Genomic DNA, 25902 nt, shown 5'->3' on the forward strand with positions numbered 1-25902 from the left:
ATGAGCCGGCCGTACCTTCCGTCCCTGGTCCTACGCGATTACCTGCACACCGTGGCGACCCTCCACCCGCAACTGCGCGAGCTGCTCGACTTCGGCCGTCCCGGCGCGGACGCGGCCCTCGCGGAACTGGCCGGCACGGTCAGCGAGTTCGACACCGACTCCACCGGCCGGGGCGATTCCTATCGCCGGGCTCAGCGGGACACGCTCGTCCGCTGGACCGGTATGCGGCGGCTGCTGGACCTCGCCACGCCGGACGCAGCCGCTCCGGTCACGCTGATCCTCGACGTGCTCGGCGGCGACGGCACGGTGGCCCGCGCTGCGGGCAGCCAGTCGGCCTGCTTCGAGTCCAAACTCGCATTCATCACCGGCGACCTGTCCGGCCACATGGTCGACAAGGCGCTCGCCCACGGCCTGCCCGCCGTCCGCCAGGCCGCGCACTTCCTGTTCCTGCGCGACGCCGGCGTGGACGCGGTGCTGCTGGCGTACGGCACGCACCACATCCCGGCGGCCCGGCGGCCGCAGGCGGTCGCGGAGGCGGCCCGGGTGGTCCGACCTGGCGGCCGGATCGTGCTGCACGACTTCGACGAGTCCAGCCCGATGGCCGGGTTCTTCGGCGAAGTGGTGCACCCGCACGCCGCCGGCGGCCACGACTACCGGCACTTCAGCCGCGCCGAGCTGACCGGCCTGTTCACCGCGGCCGGGCTGCCGGTACGCGTCCTCGACCTGTACGACCCGCTGATCGTGCGCGCCGACAGCGCCGAGTCCGCGTCCGCGGGCATGCGCGACTACGTCGGCGACATGTACGGCGTGCGCGACTACTTCGCGACGCTCACCGACGACGAGGTGTGGCAGCTGCTGACCCGCCACTTCGACCACACCCGTTACCTGGCCGGGATCGGCCGCGACGACCTGCCGGCCCGTCCGCTGGTCTACCGGGCCGACGGGCAGTTCGTGGCCGAGGTGCCCCGGATGGCGATCGTCGCGGTCGCGACGAGGACGCAGGTAGCGCCGTGACCGGCCCGAGCCACCTGACCGGCCCGCGCTACCTGATCGACCTGGTGCACCGGCCCGCCGGCGCCGGCGGCGACCGGCCCGCGATCGTCGGCCCGGACGGCGAGCTGAGCTACACCGCGCTGTGGGAGCGGGTCGGCGCGACGGCCGAGCTGCTGCGCCGCGCCCGCGTGCGGCCGGGTGACCTGGTGGGTCTCTACCTGCACCGGTCCGCCGACTACGTGACGTCGCTGCTGGCGACGCTCGCGGTGGGCGCGGTGGCGGTGCCGGTCGACCCCGAGCTGCCCTCCGGCCGGGCCGAGCAGATGCTCGCGGCGGCCGCGCCCCGGCTCGTCCTGTACGCCGACCGTCCGCCCGCCGTCGCCGCGCCCGCGTCCACCGGCTGGCGGGACGTGCGTACCGCGCGGGCCGGGTCGACGGCCGACCTGACCGATCGCACCGGCTGGCTGCCGCCGGGTGAGCACGCCGCGCTGGTGCTGTTCACCTCCGGCTCCACCGGCCGGCCGAAGGGCGTGGTGCTGCACCACGCCGGGCTGGTCAACCGGCTGGCCTGGGGTCACGAGTGGTTCGGCTTCGGCGCCGACGACCGGGTGCTGCACAAGGCGTCGATCGGATTCGACGCGTCGGTGCACGAGATCCTCTCCCCGCTGATCGCGGGCGGCACCGTGGTCGTCGCCGGGCCGGGCCTGCAGTTCGACAGCCTCGGGCTGGTCCGGCTGATCCAGCGGGAGGCGGTCACCACCGCGCACTTCGTACCGACCATGTTGCGGCACGTGCTCGACGAGCCGGAGTTCGCCGGCTGCCTCACGCTGCGGCGGGTGCTGTGCGGCGGCGAGGCGCTGGACATGCGGCTGGTCCGGCGGTTGCGCGAGGTGCTGCCGTGCGGGCTGTTCAACGGGTACGGCCCGAGCGAGACGTCGATCAACGTGTCCTACTGGGACTGCGCCGAGCCGTACCCGGGCAGCATCGCCCCGATCGGCCGGATCATCGACGGCGTCACCGCCCACGTGCTCGACGACGATCTGCGCCCGGTGCCCGAGGGCGGGACCGGCGAGCTGTGGATCGGCGGGGTCGCGGTCGGGCTGGGCTACCTGCGCGACGACGAGCGGACGGCGGAACGTTTCCGCGCCGACCCGGCGCGGCCGGGCGCGCGGCTCTACCGCACCGGCGACCTGGTGCGGATCGCGCCGCAGGGCTTCCTGGAGTTCCGCGGCCGGGCCGACGACCAGGTCAAGATCCGGGGGGTCCGGGTGGAGCCGGGCGAGGTGGCCGCCGTGCTGCGCGAGCATCCCGCCGTGCACGACGCGGTGGTGGTGACGGTCCCGGACACCGACGACGGCCCCCGCCTGGTCGGGTACGTGGTGCCGCAGCCCCGGCAGGCCCCGGCGGTCGGCGGGCTGCCGCGCTTCCCGCTGCCGAACGGCATGGCGGTCACCGCGGCGTCGCCGGACGAGGCGGTCTTCCTCTACCGGCAGATCTTCGACCAGGCCGAGTACGCCCGCTTCGGCGTCCGCGTCGGCGACGGCGCCGTGGTCGTCGACGTCGGCGCCAACATCGGGCTGTTCTCGCTCTGGGCGTCCCGGCAGGCGCGCGACGTGCGACTGGTGGCGGTCGAACCGAACCCGGACACCCTGCCGTACCTGCGCGCCAACCTCGGCCTCTACGCCGGGTCGGCGTCGGTCGTCGAGGCCGCCGTGACCGACGCGGCGGGCACCGCCGAGCTGACCTCGTTCCCCGAGCTGAGCTACCTGTCCGGCCTCGGCGCCGACCGGGCCGGCGTCGCCTCCGACCTGGTCCGGTCGCACTACCGCAACGGTGGCGGCGACGCCGACGAGACCGAACAGGCGGCGCTACTCGCGGACGCCCGCCGCCGCCTCGCCCCGGTGGCGCACGTGGTGCCGACGGTGACGCTGTCGGACCTGCTGGACCGCTTCGGGCTGGACCGCGTCGACCTGCTGAAGATCAACACCGAGGGCGCCGAGCTGAGCGTGCTGCGCGGGCTGCGCCCCGAGCACTGGCCCCGCATCCGCCAGGTCTGCCTGGAGGTCGAGCGCAGCAGCGTGACCACCCCGCTGGTGCGCGAGATGCTGTGCGCGGCCGGGTTCGAGGTCAACGACATCGGCGACTGGAACGTCGGCGCGGACGCCGACGTCAGCTACGTCTACGCCGTACGGCCGCAGGACCCGCCGCCCGCGGCGACGCCCCGGGACGAGCCCGCCGACCACCTGCTGACCACCGGGCTGCTCCAGGGCTACCTGGCCTCGGCGCTGCCGCCCGCGATGCGCCCGGACCAGATCGTCCTGGTCGACCGGCTGCCCCGCCTGCCCAACGGCAAGGTCGCCCGGCTGGAGCTGCCACCACCACCGCCCCGGCCCACCGGGCCTGCTGCGGAACCCGGCGACGGCGCCCTCACCGACCGGCTGCGCGAGGCGTGGCGGGCCACGCTCGGCGTCGACGCGGTGCACGACGACGACACGTTCGTCGCGCTCGGCGGGCACTCGCTGACCGCGCTGCGGATTGCGCTGCGGGTACGGGAGATGGCCGGGCTGGAGGTGTCCCCGGCGAGCTGCCTGCGCGCCGGGTCGTTCGCCGACTGGGTCGACCGGGTCACGGAGGCGGGACGCGATGTCAGCCCGGTCCGCTGACGCGCGGCACGTCGTCGTGGTGGGCGCCGGCCGGCTGGCCCGCTCGCTGTGCCACGCCCTGGCCGCGACGCCCACCCCGGCGCCGCTGCGCGTGACGGTCCTGGCCCGCGACCCGGACGCGGCGCTCGCGCTCGCCCGCGCCGCGCGGGTGCGCGCCACAGTCGCCGGAACCCCCGTCGCCGTCACCGCCCGGCCGTTCACCGCCGAACCCGGCGCCGACCCGGGGGAGGGGTACGCCGCCGACGCCGCCTCGATGGCCCGGCTCCGGCCCGACGTGCTGGTCTGCGCCGCGTCCGCGCAGTCGCCGTACGAGCGGGCGGCGGCGCCGTCGGCCTGGACGGACCTGATCGCCGCGGCCGGCTTCGGCGTGACGCTGGCATTGCAGGCCGAGCTGGTGTCCCGGCTGGCCGCCGCGCTGGCCGGCGGCGCGCCCGGCGCGACGCTCGTCAACGGCGCGTTCCCGGACGCGGTCAACCCGCTGCTCGCCGCACGGGACCTGCCGGTGCGCTGCGGCATCGGCAACGTGGCGACGCTCGCCGCGTGCCTGGACGCCGCGCTCGGCCGTCCCGGCCAGCGCCGCCTGGCGGTGCTCGGCCACCACGCCCACCTCGCCGCGCCCGGCCCGGACGACGAGGACACCGCCGAGGTACGCGCCTGGCTGGACGGCCGGCCCGTCCCGGACGTCACCGGGCTGCTCGCCGGCTACCGCGCGCTGCCCCGGCCGGAGCTGAACGCGCTCGCCGGGCACGCCGGGGCCGCCCTGGTGGCGGCGCTCGCCACCGGCGACGAGGTGACGGCGAGCCTGCCCGGGCCACTGGGACTGCCGGGCGGCTATCCGGTCCGGCTCACCGGCGGCCGGACCGAGCTGCGGCTGCCGGCCGAGCTGCCGGTGGCGCAGGCGGTCGCCTGGAACACCGCCGCCGGACGCCGCGACGGCGTCGAGGTCGGCGGCGGCCACGTCCGCTACCCGGAGCGCGCCCGAGCGGCACTGGCGGCGTACCGGCCGGACCTGGCCGGCGGCTGGCACGCGAGCGAGCTGCCCGAGATCGCCTGCCGGTTCACCGCCCTGCGTGACCATCTGCGAACGGTGCCGCCGGCGCCGGCCCGGAGTGTGTTGGAGGAAGCCCGATGACCGTGACCACCCCGGCCACCCGCAACATGATCACCGACTACTACGACGTCATCGCGTCGGCGGTGCGCCGATGCGGCGCGGTCCCCGGCGACGCGCCCGGCACGCCCGGCTTCGCGCCCGGCTTCGACCTGCCCGAGCTGACCCCGCAGGTACGCGAGTTCTACGCCGCCGCCACGGTCAGCTGGTCCCCGCTGGGCCACTACGGCGGGCACGACCTGACGATGCTCGACCTGACCGCCAACCCGGGCACCCGGACCACGAAGACGTTCGCCTCGATGGTGATCGTCGCCCGCGCGGTGGAGCACATCCGGCGTACCGGCGAGCGGCTGTGCATCGTCACCCCGACCTCCGGCAACAAGGGCGTCGCGCTGCGCGACTCGGTGGCCCGCGCGTACGCGGCCGGGCTGGTGACCCCGGAGCAGCTGTCCATCGTGGTGCTGGCCCCGGCGGCGACCCGGCACAAGTTCCGCCACGACGCGCTCGCCGACGATCCCGCGACCCGTGCGGTCAACCCGCTGCTGCGGTACACCGGCGCGGACCCGGAGGGCGTGAAGGCGCTCGGCCGCGCGTTCGTCGACGAGTACGCGGCCACCGCGTACGACAAGCGCGGCGTCACCCTCTGGTACACGCTCGATCTGCGCAACTACCTGGTCGCCGACGCCGCCCGGGCCGCCTTCGAAGCCGACGTGTCGCCCGCCGCCGGTTCCCGCTGGCACGCGCACGCCGTGTCCAGCGCGTTCGGCCTGCTCGGCTACAACCTGGGCCGCGACGTGCTGGAAGCGGCCGGCGACGCCGACCCGGCCGACCGGCCCGGTTTCCTGCTCGTGCAGCACCTCGGCACGCCGGACATGGTGCTCAGCCTGCGCCACGGCTCGTTCGAGCGGGACCACTGCCCGGCGTACACGCTCGACGAGAGCCGGGGCGTCTGGACGCAGGACGCCGACCTGCGCTTCCCGGCCGTCACCGACGACCCGGCCGAGGTGCTCGACCCGACGTTCTACACCCATCGCCCGGTGACCTCCCCGGCCATGAACGCGCTCATCGGACGGCACGGCGGCGACGGCATCGTGGTGTCGCGGCGCGAGTGCGTGCGGCGCTATCCGGTCGCCCGGCAGTGGCTCCCCGACGCCGGTCTGACGCTGCCCGAGGACCCGGCCCGGCTGCGGGAGTGGTCGATCCTGATGGCGCTTACCGGCGTCTGCAACGCCGTCGACCGGGGCCTGGTGCCGGCCGGGTACGAGATCGTGGTGCACGGCACCGGCAGCTACTGCGACGACTTCCGGATCGCCGAGGCCGACGCCGAGGTGTCCACGCTCGCCGACGTGGTCGCCGCCGTCCTGGACCAGCGGTGAGCCCGTCTCCGCAGCCGCTCGGCCTGCCGCCGCGGCTCGCCGCCGGGGCGCGCGCCGCGGGCGTCGACCCGGCCGCCGTCGTCCTCACCGCCACCGCCCTGGTGGTACGCCGGTACACCGGAGCCCCCGCGGTGACGCTGCGGCACGGCGACGACCCGGTGACGCTCGACCTGACCGCCGACGCGCCGATCCGGGAGTTGTGCCGGTCGCTGTGCCCGGCGCCGCCGGACCACCCGGTCGACGCCACCGTCGAGGTGAGCCCCGACCTGGCCGGCGTCACCGTCTCCGGGCTGCCCGCCGCGTACGCCGACGACCTCCGCGCCGACCTGGCCGACGTCCTGTCCACGCTGGACCCGGCCGCCTCGTCGGCGGGGTTGCTGCCGTCGGCCCGCTACGAGCGGCGACCGGCGCCGGACCTGTGGCGGCTGCACGGTGGCGACGGCACCGAGGCCGAGCGGGTCCGCGGCGACACCATCCCGGCCGCGTTCGCCGCGGCGGTGCGGGCGTACCCGGACAGGCCGGCGGTGCTCGCCGACGACGCGACGGTGACCTACCGGGAACTCGGCGCGGCAGTCGCCGCGACCGCCGAAGCGCTGGCCGGGCCGGGTGACGTCACGGCGCCGGTGGCGGTGCTGTGCCGCCACGGCGTCGCCACGATCACCGGCATCCTGGCGGCGCTGGCGTCGGGGGCGCCGTACGTGCCGCTGGACCCGGCGTACCCGGCGGCCCGGCTGGCCGCGATGCTGCGCGACGCAGGCGTCCGGGCGATCGTCGCGGACCCCGGCCACGCAGAGCGCGCCGCCACGCTCGCTGCCGCCGCCGGGCTGGAGCTGCCGGTCGTGTCGTTGCGCCGGGGCGAGGCCGGCGTGCCGGTGCCGGCCGGGCCCGCGCGCCCGGACGACCCGGCGTACGTGCTCTACACCTCGGGGTCCACCGGGAAGCCGAAGGGCGTGGTGCAGAGCCACCGCAACGTGCTGTTCGGCGTCCGCAACCACGTGCGCAACTTCGCCGTCCGGCCGGACGACCGCACGAGCGTGCTCACCTCGTTCGGCTACGACATGGCGGTCACCGACACGTTCGGCGCGCTGCTGTCCGGCGCTGCCGCCGTCCCGGTCGACGTCCGCACGCACGGCCTCGGCCACCTCACCGGTGCGCTCGCCGGCCGGGGCGTCACCGTCTACCACTCCACCCCGACCGTCTTCCGGTACGTGATGGCGAGCCTCGGCGAGCATGGGCGGCTGCCGTCGGTCCGTGCTGTCGTCCTCGGCGGCGAGGAGGTCACCCGGCACGACGTGACGCTGGCCCGGCGGTCGTTCGCGCCGGGCGTGGTGTTCGTCAACGGGTACGGCACCACCGAGATCAGCTTCGCCGCGCAGCACCACCTGCCGCCGGACGCCGACCCGGGGCGGGCAGTCGTGCCGATCGGGCACCCGCTGCCGGGCGTCGAGGTGGTGCTCACCGACCCGGCCGGACGCCCCGCCTGCCTCACCGGGGAGGTGGTCGTGCGGACCCCGCACGTCGCGCTCGGCTACCTGGGCCTGCCGGAGCTGACCGCGGACCGGTTCACCGAGCACGACGGGGTGCGCGCGTACCGGACCGGTGACATCGCGCGGCGGCTGCCCGACGGCACGCTCGTCTACCTGGGCCGCGGCGACCGGATGGTGAAGATCCGCGGCTACCGGGTGGAGCTGGGCGAGATCGAGGCGTGCCTGGCGGCGCTGCCCGGCGTGGCCCACGCGGCGGTGGTGGCGCGACGCGGTGCGTCCGGCGCGGGCGAGCAGGAGATCGTCGCGTACGTGGTCGGCGCCGCCGGTACGGTCGTCGAGCCGGGAGCGCTGCGGGAACGGCTGGCCGGTGTGCTGCCGGACTTCATGGTGCCCCGGGCGGTGGTGGCGGTGCCGGAGCTGCCGATCGGCCCGACCGGCAAGCTCGACCAGGCCGCCCTGCCCGACCCGGACGCCGGCCACCCGGCCGCCGAAGGGCCGCACGCGGGGCAGCCGGCCGCCGACCGCCCGGATGCCGGGGGACCGCCGGCCGGGCCGGTCGAGCAGACCATCGCGGCGGGCTGGCGCACGGTGCTCGGACTGACCACTGTGGGCCGCCTGGTGAACTTCTTCGAGGCGGGCGGGCACTCGCTCCAGCTCGCCCTGGTGCAGGGGTACCTGGAGGAACACCTCGGCCGCCGGGTGCCGCTGGCCCGGCTGGTGGAGTTCCCGACGGTGGCGGCGCTGGCCGCGTACCTGGAGACGGCCGGGGACGCCGCGGGCGTACCGGAGGACGGCCGGCTGACCGCGGTCGGACGCCGGATGGCCCGCCGTGCCGCCGCGCGGGCCGCCGGCGGCGGGGAGGGACGGGCGTGAGCGAGGACGACCGGATCGCGGTGGTGGGCCTGGCCTGCCGGGTGCCCGGCGCGGACGACGCACCGGCGCTGTGGCGCAACCTGCTGTCCGGGGTGGACTCGGTGCGCCGGGTCCCGGCCGGGGAGGGCGCGCCGGGCGGACCGGACTGGGTGTCGGCGTTCGGCCGGCTCGACGACCTGGAGGGCTTCGACGCGGACCTGTTCGGCTATCCCGCCGCGGCGGCGGCGCTGCTCGACCCGCAGCACCGGCTGTTCCTGGAGGTCGCCTGGCACGCCCTGGAGGACGCCGCGATCGACCCGGACCGCGACCCGGCCCAGATCGGCGTGTTCGCCGGATGCGCGCCCAGCCGCTACCTGCACCACCACCTGCTCGGCAACCCCGCGCTGGCCCCGGCGGCCGGCACGCTCGCCGAGGACTGGGACGACGCGCTGACCGGCTCCGGCTGCGACTACCTGCCGACGCGCACCGCGTTCGCGCTGGGGCTGTCCGGCCCGGCCGTGGCGGTCCAGACCGCCTGCTCGACCTCGCTCGTCGCGGTGTGCCAGGCCGGGCAGAGCCTGCTGGACTACCGCTGCGACGTGGCGATAGCGGGCGGCGCGGCGGTGGTCTCGACGCGGCAGGCCGGTTACCGGCTGCGGCCGGGCGGGCTGCTGGCCACCGACGGGGTGTGCCGCCCGTACGACGCCGCCGCCACCGGGCAGGTGTTCGGCAACGGCGCCGGGGCGGTGGTGCTGAAGCGGCTCGCCGACGCCCGCGCCGACGGCGACCACGTGTACGCGGTGCTCGCCGGGTGGGCGGTGAACAACGACGGCGCCGCCCGGCCCGGCTTCACCGTGCCGGGTGTGTCCGGGCAGGCGGCGGTGCTGGCGGAGACGTTGGCGTCGGTCGGCTGGGACGCGGCCGACGTGGGCTACCTGGAGGGGCACGGCACCGGCACCCCGGTGGGCGACGCGATCGAGGTGGACGCGCTGGCCCGGGTACGCCGGGGCGCCCGCGGCCCACTGCTGCTCGGCTCGGTGAAGGGCAACCTCGGCAACCTGGACGCCGCGGCGGGCGTGATCTCCCTGATCAAGGCCGTGTACGCGGTCCGCACCGGGCAGGTGCCGGGTACCGCGCACTTCACCGGCGCGCACGACGACGTCGACCTGGCCGCAGCGGGTGCCGAAGTCGGCGCGGAGACCCGGTCGTGGACGGGGGAGCGGCGCGCGGGCGTCAGCTCGTTCGGTCTCGGCGGCACCAATGCGCACGTGCTGGTCGAGCCGGCGCCCGCGACGGACGCGCCGGACGCCGGGGCACCCGGCCCGGTGGTGCTGGGACTGTCCGCGGGCAGCCCGGCGGCGCTGCGGGAACTGGCCCGGCGGCTGGCCCTCCGGCTGGCCGACGGCGACCTGGCGGTGGCCGACGTGGCGCACACGCTCGCGGTGGGACGGCGGCGGCTGGCATACCGGGACGCGGTCGCCTGCGCCGACGCGGGGGAGGCGGTGCGCCGGCTGACCGCGCTCGCGGCGGGCGACCCGGCCTCCGACGACGACGCCGCAGTCCGCGCCTGGCGCGCCGGTGACGAGCCGGCCGTCCCGCCGGGCCGGCGGGTGCCGCTGCCCGGCTACCCGTTCCGGCGGACCCGACACTGGATCGAGGCCCGACGATGACCGTCCGCGACGATCAGCGCGACCAGCAGGTCGGTCCCGAGCTGCCCTACCCGCAGGTGTGCCTGCCCGACCTGGTCGCGGCGCACGCCCGGCGGCGTCCCGGCGCCCCGGCCGTGGTGCAGGGCGACCTGACGCTCAGCTACGCCGGCCTGGTCGGCCGGGCCGCCGCGCTGGCCGCGTCGCTGCGCGCCCACGGCATCGGCGCGGACGACCTCGTCGGCGTCTGCGTGGACCGTCGCCCGGACCTGGTGGTCGCGCTGCTCGGCGTGCAGGCGGCCGGCGCCGGGTACGTCCCGCTCGACCCGGCGCTGCCGCCCGGGCGGTTGCGCGAGCTGGCCGCCGAGGCCCGGCTGCGCGTCGTCGTGGGAACGCCCGCCGCCGAGGCGTTCACCGGACGCACCGTGCTGGACGTCCCCACCGGCACCGCGCCCTGGCAGCCGACCCCGGCGACGCTCGGCACCACCGCGTACGCGATGTTCACGTCCGGGTCGACCGGGCAGCCGAAGGGCGCGGTGATCGAGCACCGGGCGCTGACCGAGAAGGTCACCTCGATCGCGGAGTTCTCCGGGTTCGACACGGCGACCCGGTGCCTGGCGTTCGCCTCGATCGGGTTCGACGCGTCGGTGGTCGACATGCTCGCCCCGCTCGCCGCCGGGGGCACCGTCGTGCTCGCCGGTGACGCCGAGCGGGCCGACCCGACCCGGCTCTACCGGATCTGTGCCGAGCAGGCGGTCGACGTGGTGGTGCTGCCGCCGCCGATCCTGCCGCTGCTGGACCCGGTCCGGCTGCCCGGCGTGCGGCTGGTCGTCACCGGCGGCGAGGCCACCGGCCCGGAACAGGTCGGCCGCTGGACCGCCGGCGGGCGCCGCTTCGTCAGCGTGTACGGCCCGACCGAGGCGACGGTGCTGGTGACCTGGTTCGAGGGCAGCGGCGACTGGACCCGGCCCATCCCGATCGGCCGGCCCGCCGCCAACCACCGCATCCACCTGGTCGACGACGAGCTGCGCGAGGTCGGCCCGGGGGAGATCGGCGAGGTGCTCGCCGGTGGGCCCGGGCTCGGCCGCGGATACCTCTTCGACGCCGCCCGCACGGCGGAACGGTTCCTCCCGGACCCGTTCTCCGGCAAGCCCGGGGAGCGGCTCTACCGCACCGGTGACCTGGCCCGGTGGCTGCCGGACGGGAGCCTGGAGTTCCTCGGCCGGGCCGACCGGCAGGTGAAGATCCGCGGGCAGCGGATCGAACTGGGCGAGGTCGAGGCGGTGCTGCGCCGCCACCCGGACGTCGACCTGGCCAGCGTCCAGGTCCGCGCCGGCGCCGGCGGTCAGGAACTCGTCGCGTACGTGGCGACCGGCCTGGACGCCGCCGAGCTGCGTGACTACTGCGCCCGGCTGCTGCCGCCCGCCGCCGTACCGGCCCGGATGCACACCATGCCCGCGCTGCCGATCACCATCAACGGCAAGATCGACACCGAGCGGCTGGCCGCGCTCGACCTGGCCGGACCGGCCCCCGTGCCGTCCGGCGAGCCGCCCGCCACCGACACCGAACGCCTCGTCGCGCAGGCGTGGGCGGCGCTGCTGGACGTGCCCGCGGTCGGCCGCGACGACGACTTCTTCCACCAGGGCGGGCACTCCATCACCGCGATGCGGCTGGTCGCCGACCTGCGCGAGCGGCTGGGCCGCGACCTCGCCATCGAGGACGTGCTGGTCGGGCGGACGCCACGCGGCATCGCCGCCCGCGCCGACGCCGCCGCCGGAACCGGCCCGGCCCCGGTCGTCCGGGGACGGCCACCGGCGCTGTCCCCGGCGCAGCAGCGGCTGTGGTTCCTCGACCGCTACTTCCCGGCCGCCGCGTCGGCGTACAACGTCGCGTTCGCCGAACGGATCACCGGCCCGCTCGACGTGGCGGCGCTCGCCACGGCGCTCACCGCCGTCGCGGACCGGCAGCAGATCCTGCGCTGGCGCATCCCGGAGCGCGACGGCGTGCCGTACGCGGTCGCCGACCCGTCCACACCGGTGCCGCTGCCGGTACGCGACCTCGCCCCGGGCACCGACCTCGCCGGCCACCTCGCGGCGAGCGCCGCCACACCGTTCGCGCTGGGCACCGACACGCTGTGGCGGGCCGAGCTGATCCGCACCGGCGACGGCGAGCACGTGCTGGCCGTCTACGCCCACCACGCCGTGTTCGACGGCTGGTCGCAGTCGCTGTTCTACGCCGACCTGGCCGCCGCGTACCGGGCCGCGCTCGGGGACGGGCCGCCGCTGCCGCCGCTGCCCGCCACGTACGGCGACTACGTGGCCTGGCGCGCCGACCGTGCCCGGCGCCGCGCCGCCGCCGACCTCGACTGGTGGCTGGACCACCTGACCGGGGCGCCGGTCGTGCTGCGGCTCCCCGGTGGACGGGACCGGCCGGCCGAACAGACGTACACCAGCGCGACGGTGCGTACCCGGCTGGACCGGGCCGCCACTGCCGCGCTCACCGACCTCGCCGCCGGGCTCGGCGCGACGCCGGCGGCCGCCGTGCTCGCCGCGTTCGCGCTGGTGCTGGCCCGGCGTACCGGCCTGCCCGACCTGGTGGTCGGCACCCCCACGGTGGACCGGCGGGCCGCCGACTTCGAGGCGATGGTCGGCTTCTTCATCGAGATCGCACCGCTGCGGCTGCGCCGGACGCCCGGGGCCGGCTTCGCCGCGCACGTCCGCGCCGCCTGGGAGGAACTGCTCGCCGCGCTCGCCCACCCGGAGGCGCCTGTCGAACGCATCGTCGGCGGCCTCGGGCTGGGCGGCCTGCTCGACCGCAGCCCGCTGGTGCAGGTGCTGTTCAACATGTACACGTTCGACGAGCCCCGGCTGGACCTGGCCGGCCTGTCCGCCGAGCCGGTGCCGGTGCCCGCACCCGGCTCACCGTTCGACCTCACGCTCTACGGCATCACCCGGGACGGGCGGCTGCGCGTGGAGATCGTCTTCAACCCGGACGTCTACGGCGAGGCCCTGATCACCGACGTGCTCGCCGACGTCGAGCGGTTGCTGCGGGCCGGCGTCGCCGACCCGGAGCGGCCGGTGGCCGAGCTGCCCGCCTGGACCGCCGTCCCGGCCGGAACGGCCGACGACGTGCCCCGGGCCGCCCGGGTGAACCGGGCCGGAGGCCGCGCCGGGGTGCCCGCCGCCCGCCCGGCCACCGCCACCGAGCGGCGGATCGCCTCGGTCTGGTGCGACGTGCTCGGCGTACCGGAGGTGGCCGCGACGGACAGCTTCTTCGACGTCGGCGGCGGCTCGCTCGCGGTCGCGGTCGTGCAACGGCAGCTCAACCGGCTGCTCGGCACGAATTTGCGGGTCGTGGACCTGTTCCACCACCCGACCGTCCGCGCGCTCGCCGCGCACCTGGACAGCCTCGGTGCGCCCTCGTCCGGCGAGGACGCCGAGGACGAGGCGGTGGAACGCGCGGCGCGCCGGGGCGCGCTACGCCGCCAGCGGGTCCAGCGCCGCCCGGTGGTGGAGGAGGAGCCACGGTGACGTACCTGGTCCCCCTCGGCGACACCGGCTGGTCGGTGTGGCGGGACGTGCTGCTGCGCAGCGCCGGGTTCCCCGCCGACGGACTGGACCGGTTCGCCGCGCCGGACTGCGCCGACGCGGCCGACCGGCATCTGTCCGGCGAGCTGGACGAGACGGCTTTCAGCGCCGCGTACGCCACCGCCGTCCGGGCGTCGTCGGCGGCGCTGTGCGGGATCGCCGCCGACCCGCTGTTCCGCGAGGCCGTCGCCTGGCAGAACCCGGAGGCGCTGGTGGCGCTGGACGGGCTGCTCCGCGACGGCCCGGACGCGCCCCGCAACGTGCGCCGCCGGGGCCGGGAGAACGTCGTCGCCGGGTACTGGCAGCGCTACGTCGCCAAGTGCGAGACCATCGGCTTCTTCGGGCCGGTGTGCTGGGGCACCGTGGCACCTGGTGCGCCCGGCGTCACCGCCGCGCCCGGCCCCGGACTGCTCCGCCGCCGCGCCGTCCACCTCGAACACTGGGCGCTCGCCGCGTACGCGGACCGGCTGGCCGCCGACCCGCAGGTCCGGCAGTGGCTGGCCCCGGTCCGGGCGCCGCACGTCCACCTGGCGGACCGGGTCGTGCACCGGCCGGCCCAGCGCCCGGAACCGGTGTCGCTGAGCGAGTCGATCGCGCTGTGCCGGTGCGACGGCACCCGCCCGGCCCGGGACGTCGTCGACGACCTGGTGCGCGACGGGCAGACCGGTGTGCGCCGCGCCGCAGAGGGGTTCCTGCTGCTCGCGCAGCTCGTCGAGCGAGGGCTGCTGCGCTGGGACTTCGACCTGCCGCAGGGCTTCGCCGCGCAGGAGCACCTGCGGGAGCGGATCGCCGCGATCGGTGACCGGGAGTGCCGCGCGCGGGCGCTGGCCGGGCTGGACCGGCTGGCCGCCGCCCGCACCCGGGTCGCCGACGCCGCCGGTGACCCGGCCGCCCTCACCGCCGCGCTGTCCGCGCTGGACGCCGAGTTCACCGCGCTCACCGGGTTGCCGCCGCGCCGCCGGGCCGGGCAGAACTACGCCGGGCGGGCGCTGTGCCACGAGGAGACCGCACGCGACGTGGACCTCACCGTCGGCGGCGGCCTGCTCGACTCCCTGGCCCCGGCGCTGGACCTGCCGCTGCGGGCGGCGCGCTGGCTCACCGCCGAACTGGCCACGGCGTACGGCGACGCGCTGCGCGACCTGTACGACGACCTCGGCGGCGACGGGCCGGTCCGGCTCGGTGACCTGTGGTTCGTCGCGCAGGGGCCGCTGTTCGGGCCCGGTGACCGGCCGGTGGACCGGGTCGCGGCCGAGTTCGCCGCCCGCTGGGAGCGGGTGCTCGGACTGGCCGGACTGCCCGAGGGAACGACCCGGGTGGAGTTCGCCGCGGCCGAGCTGGCGCCCCTGGTGGCCGACGCGTTCCCGGCCGGCCGTCCCGGCTGGAGCGCGGGCCGGGTGCACAGCCCCGACCTGCAACTGTTCGCCGAGTCACCCGAGGCGCTGGCCGCCGGCGAGGTCGGGGCGGTGCTCGGCGAGCTGCACGCCGCGTACGCCACGTTCAACGCCGAGCTGTTCACCCACTGCCACCCCGACGTGGACCGGCTGCGGCGCGCGTACGCGGCCGACCTGGGCCCGGGACGGCTGCGCCCGCTCTACCCGGTCGACTTCCCCCGCGTCGGCGGGCGGTTGTCCGCGTCCCTGCACGGGCCGGACGACCACCGGCTCGCGTTCGCCGACGCGCCCGGCGCGCCGCGCGACCGGCTCGTGCCGGCGAACGCGGCGATCGTGTCCGAGGTGGACGGCGTGCTGGTGGCGACCGGCCCGGACGGCACGCGCTGGCCGCTGGTCGAGGTGTTCTCCGACCTGATCGCGGTGCACGCCGGTGACGCGTTCAAGCTGATGACCGACCGCCCGCACAGCCCCCGGGTGACAGTCGACCGGCTGGTGCTGGCGCGGGAGACCTGGCGCACCACGGTCGGGGCGACCGGCCTGGCCGACGCCGTCGACCAGGCGCGGCGCTACCTCGCGGTACGCCGGTGGCGGACCGCGCTGGGCCTGCCGGAGCGGGTCTTCGTCCGGGTGGCCACCGAACTCAAGCCCACCTACGTGGACCTGACCAGCCCGCTCTACGCCAACCGGCTCTGCCTGCTGCTGCGCGCCGCCCGGCGGTCCGGCGGCGACGACGTGACGGTGACCGTGTCGGAGCTGCTGCCCGCGCTCGGGCAGGCGTGGCTGCCCGACCGCGCGGGCCGCCGCTACGTCAGCGAACTGCGCCTGCACATCAGCGATTCGGCCGAGCCGGAGGTCATGGCGTGAACGAGACAGTGGAGCCGATCGCGATCGTCGGGCTCAGCCTGCGCGTGCCGGGGGCGGCGTCGGCGGAGGAGTTCTGGCGCAACCTGGTCGTCGGCGCCGAGTCGCTCACCCGGTTCACCCGCGCGGAGCTGCTGGCCCGGGGCGTCCCGGCGGAGCAGCTCGACGACCCGGCGTACGTGCCGGTGGCCGCCGTGCTCGACGGCGTGGACCGGTTCGACGCGGAGCTGTTCGGGCTGAGCCCCCGCGACGCGGAGCTGACCGACCCGCAGCAGCGGCTGTTCCTGGAGCACGCGCACGCCGCGCTCACCGACGCGGGCTGCGACCCGGCCCGCTACGACGGCGAGATCGGCGTGTACGCGGGCGGCAACGCCGACCTGTACCAGTGGCTCAACGTCCGGCGGAACCCGCGGGCGCTCGCGGACGCCGGTGAGCTGCGCGTGTCGCTCGGCAACAAGCCGGACTACCTGGCCAGCACCGTCGCGTTCCGGCTCGGCCTGCGCGGCCCGGCGATGACGGTGCAGACCGCCTGCTCGTCGTCGCTCGTCGCGGTGCACCTGGCTGCCGAGGCGCTGCGCAGCGGCGAGTGCGACACGGCGCTGGCCGGCGGCGTGTGCGTGGAACTGCCGCACGGCGTCGGGTACGTCGCCGACGAGGGCTACACCTCCGCCGACGGGCACTGCCGCCCGTTCGACGCGGACGCCGACGGCACCGTCTACGGCAGCGGCGTCGGCGTGGTCGTGCTCAAGCGGCTCTCCGACGCGCTCGCCGACGGCGACGACATCCGGGCGCTGGTCATCGGCAACGCGGTGAACAACGACGGCTCGGCCAAGGCGAGCTTCACCGCGCCGAGCGTCACCGGTCAGGTGGAGGTGGTCACGCAGGCGCTCGCGGTGGCCGGCGTCGCCCCGCGTTCGGTCGGGTACGTCGAGGCGCACGGCACCGGCACCGTCCTCGGCGACTCGATCGAGCTGGCGGCGCTGAGCACGGCGTACGGCCGGCGCACCGCCGAGCGCGGCTGGTGCGGGGTCGGCTCCACGAAGGCCAACATCGGTCACCTCAGCGCGGCCGGCGGCGTGATCGGCCTGATCAAGACCGTGCTGTCGATGCGGCACCGGCTCATCCCGCCCACCGTCAACCACGACCGGCCGCACCCGGACATCGACATCGAGGCGAGCCCGTTCTACGTGGTGTCCACGCTGACCAAGTGGGAGCCCGAGGACCAGCGGCCGCTGCGGGCCGGCGTCAGCTCGCTCGGCCTCGGCGGCACCAACGCGCACCTGGTGCTCCAGGAGGCGCCGCCGCGCGTACCCCCGGAGCCGGATCACGGCGGCGGCGAGCTGCTCCAGGTGTCCGCCGCGACGCCCGACGCGCTGGCCGCTGCTTGTGCCCGGCTGGCCGAGCGGCTCACCGGCGCGCCCGATGTGGAGCTGCGCGACGTGGCCCACACGTTGCGGGAGGGCCGGCCGGCGTACCGGCACCGGGCCGCCGTCGTCGCTGTCGACCGGGCCCGGGCGGCGGCGGCGCTCACCGACCCGAAGCGCCGGGCCGCCGGGGACGCCGCGACGCCGCCCCGGGTGGGCCTGCTCCTGCCCGGGCAGGGCGCGCAGCACCCCGGCATGGGCGCGCACCTGGCCGCTACCGAGCCGGTGTTCGCCGCCGCCGTGGACGAGTGCGCCGCGATCCTCGGCTGGGACGCGGGCGAGATGATCTTCGACGCCGGACCGGGCGCGGACGAGCGGCTGGCCGGACCGGCGGTGGCGCAGCCCGCGCTGTTCGCCGTCGAGTACGCGCTCGCGGCGCTGTGGCGGCACTGGGGCGTCACGCCCGCCGCGATGATCGGCCACTCCGTCGGCGAACTGGTCGCCGCCACGGTGGCCGGGGTGTTCGACCTGCCGGACGCGCTGCGGCTCGCCGCCGCCCGGGGCCGCCTCGTGCAGGCCGCGCCGGAGGGCCGGATGCTCGCCGTGCAGCGCGGCGCCGACGAGATCGCGCCGCTGCTGCCCGACGGTGTCGCGGTGGCGATCAGCAACGGCCCGCACACCTGCGTGGTGGGCGGCGCGCCGGAACCGGTCGCCGCCGCCGAGGTCCTCCTGCGCGAACGCGGCATCGGCTGCACGCCGCTGCGGTCGCCGTACGCGATGCACGTGCCGCTGCTGACGGCGGTGCGCGACGAGTTCGCGGCGCTCGTGGCGGCGGTGCCGCGCCGGGCGCCGGACCTGCCGGTGTTCTCGGCCGCGACCGCCGCGCCGTTCACCGACGAGCAGATCACCGACCCGGCGTACTGGGCCGACCAGCTCTGCCGGCCGGTGCGGTTCGGCGCCACGGTGGCCGCGCTCGCCGCGACCGGCGCCGCCGACGACTGGCTGCTGCTGGAGTGCGGCCCCGGCCGGCAGCTCGCCGGTCTGGCCCGGCTGAGCCTGCCGGCGGGAGCCCGGGCGCCGCTGCGCACGCTGCCCGCGCCGGGGGAGCGGCTGACCGGCAGGCAGACCGCGTACGAGGCGGCGGGCCGGCTGTGGACGGCCGGGGTGCCGGTGCGGCTGCCCGCCTCCGGCACGCCGCGCCGGGTGCCGCTGCCCGGCTACCCGTACCAGCGCGCCCGGCACTGGATCGACCCGGAGCCGGTGGCCGCGCCCGCCGGACCGGCCACCGACGAGCGGTACGACGACGGCGTGGTCGAGGTGCCGGTCTGGGGTCAACTGCCCGACCTCGCGCCCGTCGAGGCGCCCGGCCCGCTGCTGTTGTTCGCCGCAGGGGAGCGCGGCACGGCGCTCGCGGACCGGCTGCGCGAGCGTGGCGTGGACGTCACGGTGGTACGTCCCGGACCGGCCTTCGCGGTCCGCCCGGACGGCTACCGGCTGCGCCCGGCCAGCGTCGCCGACCACCAGCGCCTGCTCGACGAGTGCGCCGACGACGGCCGGGCCGCCCGGATCGTGCACGCGTGGGCGCTCGACGGCGACCCGGCCGGCCCGGACGCCGACGCCGTGGCGGCGGCCCAGGAACACGGGTACCTCGCGCTGCTGACGCTGCTGGAGGCGTTGCCTGCCGCCGACGTGGCGCTGGACGTGGTGACCGCCGGGACGGCCGACGTGACCGGATCCGACCTGCTGCGCCCGGAACATGCCACAGTCGCCGGGGTGGTGCGCTCGGTGCCGCTGGAACGTCAGGGACTGCGTTGCCACTGGGTCGACGCCGACCCGGCCGACCCGGGCGCGGACGCGCTGGCGGACGAACTGCTCGGCGCCGAGCGGGCCGACGCGGTCGCGCTGCGGCTGGGCGGGCGCCGCTGGACACGCGGGTTCACGGCCGCGCCGGCGCGCCGGCGTACCGGGCCGGCACTGCGCGACGGCGGGCGCTACCTGATCACCGGCGGACCGGGCCGGATCGGCGGGGCGTTCGTCGCCGAACTGGCCCGCCGGGGCGCGCGGCTGGTGCTGGTCGGCCGGACCGCCCGGCCGGACCTGGTCGAGGCGCTGGAACGGGCCGGGGCGCAGGTCCGCCACGTGCGCGCCGACGTGACAGACGTGGACGCGCTGCGGGCGGTACGCGCCGACATCGAGGACGACCTCGGCGGACTCGACGGCATCGTGCACGCCGCACGGCTGCCCGACACCGGACTGTCCACCGGGTCGCGGCCGGCCGAGGCGACAGCCGAACTGCTGCCGAAGGTCACCGGCGCGCTGGCGCTGCGTGCGGTCTTCGGCGACATGCCGCTCGACTTCGTGCTGCTCAGCTCCTCGGTGACCGCGCTCGCCGGTGGCCTGGGCCGCGCCGACGACACGGCCGCCAACGCGTTCCTCGACGCGTACGCGCGCAGCCCGCACGGCTGGCGGTCGCCGGTGCTGTCGGTGGCCTGGGGCGCGTGGCGGGAGGAGGGCGTACCCGACCACGACGGGCTGGCCCCGGAAGCGGCGGTGCGGGCGGCGCTGCGGGTCCTCGCCGAGGGGCGGACCGGCTCGGTGGCGATCGGCGCCTACACGGTGGGGGCGGTCGCCGGGCACGAGCGGCGGCTCGCCGCGACCACGGCGGCCACCGCCTCGACGGTGACCGCCGCCGACGGCGACCTGCAGGACACCGTCGCCCGGATCTGGCGTGACGTGCTGGGCGTGGCCGAGGTCGGCCCGCACGACGACTTCTTCCGGCTCGGCGGCACCTCGCTCGTGGCCGCGCAGCTGGTGCTGCGGATCCGGCAGGCGGTGGGCGCCCGGCTGTCCATGCGGGTGCTGTTCGACGCGCCCACCGTCGCGGCGATGGCCGCCCGGATCGAGTCGCTGCGCGCCGCCCCGTCCGCCTCCGCATCTGCCGAGGCGCCCATCCCGCGTCTGCACCGACCGGGACGGCCGGGATGACCGAGTCGCGCCACGACGTCACGCCTGTGGACGACGTCTACACCGTTCCCGCCTCGTACGCCCAGGAGCGGGTCTGGTTCACCGCCCAGCTCAGCCCCGGGCAGCCGCTGTTCACCATGACCGACGCGGTCACCCTGCCGGCGGGCGCCGGGCCGGAGCAGGCGCTCGCCGCGCTGCGGACGGTCACCGACCGGCACGAGGCCATGCGCACCACGCTGCGCCTGCACGACGGGCGGCTCTACCAGGACATCCACTCCACGGTCCCGGTGGAGCTGCCGGTCACCGACCTGTCCGCGCTGCCCGAGCCGGAGCGGGACGCCGCCCGCGCCCGGATCGTCGCCGAGTACGCAGGTCTCGACCTGCCGATGGACGCCGCCCCGCTGTGGCGGGGCCGGCTGCTGCGGCTCGACCCGGACACCTGGTGGCTGCTGTTCGCCGGGCACCACGTCGTCCTCGACGGCACGTCCCTGCTCCACCTGCGCGCCGAGCTGACCGAGCTGTGCGCCGCCGCCGTCGCCGGCCGCGCGCCGGACCTGCCCGAGCTGCCGATCCAGTACGCCGACTACGCGGCCTGGGAACGCGACCGCCTCGACGGCCCCCGCTGGGACGAGCTGCGCGACCACTGGCGGGAGAAGCTGACCGGGCTGCCGGCAGTGCACGCGCTGACCACCGACCGGCCGCGCCCGGCGACGCTCACGTTCGACGGCGCCGACGTCCGCCGCACGCTGCCCGGCGACGTGACGGCGGCGCTGCCCGAGCTGTCCCAGCAGGCCGCCGCGACCCCGTTCATGGTGCAGCTGGCCGCCTACGTGGCGCTGCTGCACCGGCTGTCCGGGAGCGACGACGTGGTGGTCGGCATGCCGGTGGCCGGCCGGGACCGGGCCGAGCTGGAACCGCTGCTCGGCATGTTCATGAACATGCTGGTGCTGCGCGTCGACGTGTCTGGCGATCCACCGTTCCTGACGCTCGTGCGCCGGGTCCGCCGGGTCGTGCTCGACGCCTGGGACCACCAGGACATGCCGTTCCAGAAGCTCGTCGAGGAGCTGGCGGTACGGCGCGACCCCGGTGTGCCGCCGCTCTACCAGCTCACGTTCCACCACCTGCCGACCGGCCGGGGCGAGGCGTTCGGCGGCGCCATGGACGACCTGTCGCTGGAGATCGCCGGGGACGAGCTGCGGCTGGAGTACCGCACCGCGCTGTTCGAGCGCGCCGCGATGGAGGCGTTCGCGGACCGCTACCTGCTGCTGTTCGCCGCCGCGGTGGCGGCGCCCCGGACCCGGGTGAGCGCGCTGCCGGTCATGCCGGACACCGAGCACGCGGCGGTCGTGACCGGCTGGAACGCCACCGCCGCCCCGGTTCGCCGGACCACGCTGGCGGAGCTGTTCGACGCCCAGGCCCGGCGCACGCCGGACGCGGTCGCGCTGGTCGACGGCGACACCCGGATGACGTACGCGCAGTTGTCCGACGCCGCCGAGCAGGTGGCGTCGCGGCTGGTAGCGCACGGCGTGGGACCGGAGTCGGTGGTCGCGATCCACGAGCCCCGCTCCCGCCGCCTGATCGCCGGGCTGCTCGGCATCCACCGGGCCGGCGCGGCGTACCTGCCGCTGGACCCGGACCACCCGCCGCAGCGGCTGGCCTTCATGCTCGCCGACGCCGGCGCCGGGGTGCTGCTGGCCGACGAGCTGCCGGACGGGCTGACCGTCCCGGGCACCGTGCTGCCGCTGACCGCGCCGGACCGGCCGCCCACCGCCGCCGGCACTGCCGCCGGGCCGGGGAACGCGGCGTACGTGATCTACACGTCGGGCTCCACCGGGCGGCCGAAGGGCGTGGTCAACGAGCACGCCGCAATCGTCAACCGGCTGGACTGGATGCAGGACGCCTTCGCGCTCGGACCGGACGACGCGGTGCTGCACAAGACGCCGATCGGGTTCGACGTGTCGGTGTGGGAGGTGTTCTGGCCGCTGCTCGTGGGCGCGCGGCTGGTGCTCGCCGCGCCGGGCGGGCACCGCGACCCGGCGTACCTGCGGGAGCTGATCGAACGGGAGCGGGTCACCACCGTCCACTTCGTGCCGTCGATGCTCGACGCGTTCCTGTCCACGGCCGACCCGGCCGGCCCGGCCCGCTGCGGGTCGCTGCGGCGGATCGTGTGCAGCGGCGAGGAACTGCCCGCCGACCTGGCCCGCCGCGCGGTGGCCGCGATTCCGTCGGCGGCGCTGCACAACCTGTACGGACCGACCGAGGCGGCGATCGACGTCACCGCCTGGGCGGCCACCCCCGACGCGCTGACCGGCGTGACCCGGGTGCCGATCGGCGGGCCGATCCGCAACGTGCGGACCTACGTGCTCGACGAGGCGATGCGCCCGGTGCCGGTCGGCGTGGCCGGGCAGCTGCACCTCGGCGGCGTGCAGGTGGCCCGCGGCTACCTGAACCGCCCCGGACTCACCGCGGGCGCGTTCGTCCCCGACCCGTTCGGCGAGCCCGGCGGCCGGCTGTACGCCACCGGCGACCTGGCCCGCTGGCGTACCGACGGGACGCTGGAGTTCCTCGGCCGCATCGACGACCAGGTGAAACTGCGGGGCCTGCGGATCGAGCTGGGGGAGATCGCCGCGGTGCTGCGCGAACAGCCCGGCGTCGGCTCCGCGGCCGTCGTCGTGCGCGGCGCCACGCCCGCCGAGCAGCGTCTCGTGGCGTACCTGACGGGCGAGGCCCCGGACCCGGCGGAGCTGCGGGCGGCGCTGAAACGGCGGCTGCCCGAGTACATGGTGCCGTCGGCGTTCGTGACGCTCGACGCGCTGCCGCTGTCCGCCAACGGCAAACTCGACACCGCCGCGCTGCCCGCACCCTCGTCCGGCGTCGCCCCCGCGCAGCGCCGTCCCCCGGTGACCCCGGTCGAGCAGACGGTTGCCGCCACCTGGCGCGACGTGCTCGGCGTGCCCGAGGTCGGCCTGGACGACGACTTCTTCGAGCTGGGCGGTCACTCGCTGCTGGCGATCCGGATGCTGGCGCTGCTGCGCGAGGCGTACGGGCAGGTCGACGTCGGCGTGATGGACGTGTTCGCGCACCCGACGGTGCAGGGGCTGGCCGCGCTGATCGACGCCCCGGCGGACGGGGAGCGGCAGCGCCCGCTGCTGTACGAGCTGACCCGGCCGGTCCCGGCGGACCAGCTGGTGCGCTCGTACGTGTGCGTGCCCTACGGCGGCGGGCTCGCCAGCATCTACCAGCCGCTCGCGGACGCGCTGCCGGCCGGGCACACGCTGTTCTCCGTGGCGATCCCCGGCCACGACGTCGGCGTCCGTGACACCGAGCTGCCCTTCGACGAGCTGGTCGAGCGGTGCGTGGCCGAGATCCAGGAGCGGGTGGACGGCCCGCTGGTCCTGTACGGCCACTGCGTCGGCGGCGCGCTGTTGACCGGCATCGCCCGGCGGCTGCACGAGCGCGGACGTCCCATCGAGGCGATCTACGCCGGGGGCGTGTTCCCGACCGCCCGCCCGGACAACATGCTCGGCCGGCTCGTCGACTGGGCCGACTCCCGGGGCGCGGACCGGCGGTACGAGACGTTCCTGCGCTCGATCGGCGCGGAACTGGCCGACCTGGACCCGGCGCAGGTCGACCGGTTCGTCCACCACGTACGGCGGGAGGCCGCCGAGGCGCAGGAGCGGTTCACCGAGTGGCTGGACGGCGAACCGGTCCGGGTGCCCGCACCGGTGATCTCCGTCGTCGGCACCCACGACGTGCTCACCGAGTACTACGAGGAGCGGTACCGCGAGTGGAGCTTCCTCGGCGAGTCCACAGCGCTCGTGGTGCTGGACGAGGCCGGGCACTACTTCGTCAAGCAGCGGGCCGAGGCGCTCGCCGAGGTGCTCACCCGCACCCATCCCCGGCTCGCCGAGCCGTCCGCCGCGCCACGACAGCTCGCCGGTGACGGCTGGGCACTGGCGGCCACCAGCACCGATCCGGTCACCGCCGAGACCGGCGTGCAACCGGGCGTACGCCGGTTCCTGGCCATCACCGCCAGCCAGCTCATCTCGTCGACCGGCTCGGCGCTGACCCAGTGGGCGGTGCCGGTCTGGGTCTACCTGGAGACCGGCTCGATGCTGTGGTTCGGCCTGTCCGGGGTGATCGCGTACCTGCCGGCGCTGCTGACGCTGCCGGTCGCCGGCGCGGTCGCGGACCGGTTCGACAGGCGCCGGGTGCTGCTGGCCGCGTGCGCGACGGCGGTGACAGCGGAGGCGCTGCTGGCGCTGCTGCTCTGGACCGACCGGCTGGGGCTGGCGGCCGTCTACACGCTCGTGTGCGTGCTCGGCGCGGCGTCGGTGTTCCAACGCATCACCTACCTGGCCGCGATCCCACAGGTGGTGCCGAAGCGCTATCTGGGGCACGCCAACGGCATCGCGCAGCTCGCGGTCGGGCTCAGCTCGCTCGCGGTGCCGCTGCTGGCTGCGGGTCTGCTGGCCGCGATCGGCCTGGCCGGCGTCCTGGTCATCGACATCGTCAGCTACGTGGTGGCGATCGGTGTGCTGGCCGCCGTGCGGTTCCCCGACCTGCTCGGCCGGCGGCGCAAGGAGCCGTTCCTGGCGGAGCTGATCGGCGGCGCGCGGATGACGTGGGCCGAGCCGGGCTTCCGGGCCATGCTGGGCTTCTTCTCGCTCTACAACCTGTGCCTGGCGAGCCTGCTGCTGGTGCCGCCGATGGTGCTCGCGTTCGGCACGATGGGCCAGGTCGGCACCGTGGCGTTCGCCGAGGCGCTCGGCGCCGTCCTCGGCGGACTCGCCATCGCGGTGTGGGGCGGCCCGACCCGGCGCCGGATGCCCGCGCTGATCGCCATCGCGTTCGGCGTGGCGGTCAGCCTGGTGCTCAGCGGCGTCCGGCCGAGCCTGCTGCTGGTGGCGCTCGGCAGTTTCGGCGTGGGGCTGGGCCTGGGCCTGCACAACGGCATCTACCTGTCGATCATCCAGGTGAAGGTGCCGCAGCGGTTCCACGGCCGGGTGCTGGCGATCATCCAGACGCTGACCTGGGCGACGCTGCCGCTGGGCTTCGCCGTGCTGGTGCCGCTGAGCGGGTCGCTGCTGGAACCGATGTTCGCCCCCGGCGGCGCGCTGGCCGGCAGCGTCGGCGCGCTGATCGGCACCGGCCCCGGCCGGGGACTCGGGTTCGCGTTCGTGGTGTCCGGGCTGGCCCTGGCCGTGGTGGCGCTCGGCGCCTACGGCGTACGCCGGCTGCGCCGGTTCGACACCGAGACCCCCGACGCGCCGGCGGACGCCACCGAGTGGCTACCGCACCTGCGCCGGGTCGACGATCTGTAGCCGCAGTTCCGAGGCGTACGCCCGGCCGGCCCCGTCGGTCAGCCAGGCGTCGTCCGGGCCGGGCAGCAGCTCGGTGACGGTGAGCCCGACGCCGTCGCCGCCCTTGGCGTGCGCGCCGCGCAGGAGCGTGCACAGCAGCCGGGTGTAGACGCCGCTGGTCAGGTCCACATAGCTGGGTTTGAGTTCGGTGTCGACCCGCACGAAGATCCGCTCGGGCAGGCCGAGCGCGAGCCGCCAGCGCCGTACCGCGAGGTAGCGTTCCCGCTCGCCCTTGACCGTGTGCAGG

Annotated in this window: 11 protein-coding genes (1 of these 11 running past the window's edge); 10 read left to right on the plus strand and 1 reads right to left on the minus strand. The window is 76.3% G+C overall.

Annotated elements, in window-relative coordinates; all coding sequences use genetic code 11:
- The 10 genes from A8711_RS30680 to A8711_RS30725 are packed head-to-tail and all read left to right on the plus strand — an operon-like array spanning position 1 to position 25616.
- Positions 1-1014 (plus strand): class I SAM-dependent methyltransferase, encoded by a 1014-nt coding sequence (locus tag A8711_RS30680; RefSeq protein ID WP_043330251.1) that lies wholly within the window; start codon positions 1-3, stop codon positions 1012-1014.
- Complete coding sequence (locus A8711_RS30685) at positions 1011-3656, plus strand: amino acid adenylation domain-containing protein (protein WP_233607713.1); 2646 nt, start codon at positions 1011-1013, stop codon at positions 3654-3656. The genes A8711_RS30680 and A8711_RS30685 overlap by 4 nt, the downstream gene beginning before the upstream one ends.
- Positions 3637-4788 (plus strand): potassium transporter TrkA, encoded by a 1152-nt coding sequence (locus tag A8711_RS30690; protein ID WP_069090115.1) that lies wholly within the window; start codon positions 3637-3639, stop codon positions 4786-4788. The genes A8711_RS30685 and A8711_RS30690 overlap by 20 nt, the downstream gene beginning before the upstream one ends.
- Complete coding sequence (locus tag A8711_RS30695) at positions 4785-6140, plus strand: DUF6002 family protein (protein WP_069090116.1); 1356 nt, start codon at positions 4785-4787, stop codon at positions 6138-6140. Before A8711_RS30690 ends, A8711_RS30695 begins: the two co-directional genes overlap by 4 nt.
- Positions 6137-8500, plus strand: coding sequence for a non-ribosomal peptide synthetase (locus tag A8711_RS30700; protein ID WP_069090117.1), 2364 nt, complete (start codon positions 6137-6139; stop codon positions 8498-8500). The genes A8711_RS30695 and A8711_RS30700 overlap by 4 nt, the downstream gene beginning before the upstream one ends.
- Positions 8497-10149 (plus strand): polyketide synthase, encoded by a 1653-nt coding sequence (locus tag A8711_RS30705; protein ID WP_069090118.1) that lies wholly within the window; start codon positions 8497-8499, stop codon positions 10147-10149. The genes A8711_RS30700 and A8711_RS30705 overlap by 4 nt, the downstream gene beginning before the upstream one ends.
- On the plus strand, positions 10146-13655 hold the full coding sequence (locus A8711_RS30710) for a non-ribosomal peptide synthetase (protein WP_069090119.1): 3510 nt from the start codon (positions 10146-10148) through the stop codon (positions 13653-13655). The genes A8711_RS30705 and A8711_RS30710 overlap by 4 nt, the downstream gene beginning before the upstream one ends.
- The gene (locus A8711_RS30715) at positions 13652-15967 is read left to right on the plus strand and encodes a lantibiotic dehydratase (RefSeq protein WP_069090120.1); all 2316 of its coding nucleotides are present in this window, start codon (positions 13652-13654) and stop codon (positions 15965-15967) included. Before A8711_RS30710 ends, A8711_RS30715 begins: the two co-directional genes overlap by 4 nt.
- Positions 15964-20313, plus strand: a complete 4350-nt coding sequence (locus tag A8711_RS30720; RefSeq protein WP_069090121.1) for an SDR family NAD(P)-dependent oxidoreductase — start codon at positions 15964-15966, stop codon at positions 20311-20313. The genes A8711_RS30715 and A8711_RS30720 overlap by 4 nt, the downstream gene beginning before the upstream one ends.
- A complete protein-coding gene (locus A8711_RS30725; protein ID WP_069090122.1) occupies positions 20310-25616 on the plus strand; it encodes a non-ribosomal peptide synthetase/MFS transporter in 5307 nt (1768 codons plus the stop codon). The genes A8711_RS30720 and A8711_RS30725 overlap by 4 nt, the downstream gene beginning before the upstream one ends.
- Here A8711_RS30725 and A8711_RS30730 read toward each other — a convergent pair.
- Positions 25584-25902: the final stretch of a lantibiotic dehydratase gene (locus tag A8711_RS30730; RefSeq protein ID WP_069090123.1), read on the minus strand. Its footprint extends 1997 nt past the window's final position; the window shows 319 of its 2316 coding nt (coding positions 1998-2316); its start codon lies beyond the right edge, outside the window; the stop codon is at positions 25584-25586. The two genes, A8711_RS30725 and A8711_RS30730, sit on opposite strands and share 33 nt — an antisense overlap.

Origin of the sequence: Micromonospora sp. II, assembly GCF_001709195.1 — a bacterium.
In the GTDB taxonomy this organism is placed as follows: Bacteria; Actinomycetota; Actinomycetes; order Mycobacteriales; family Micromonosporaceae; genus Micromonospora; species Micromonospora chalcea.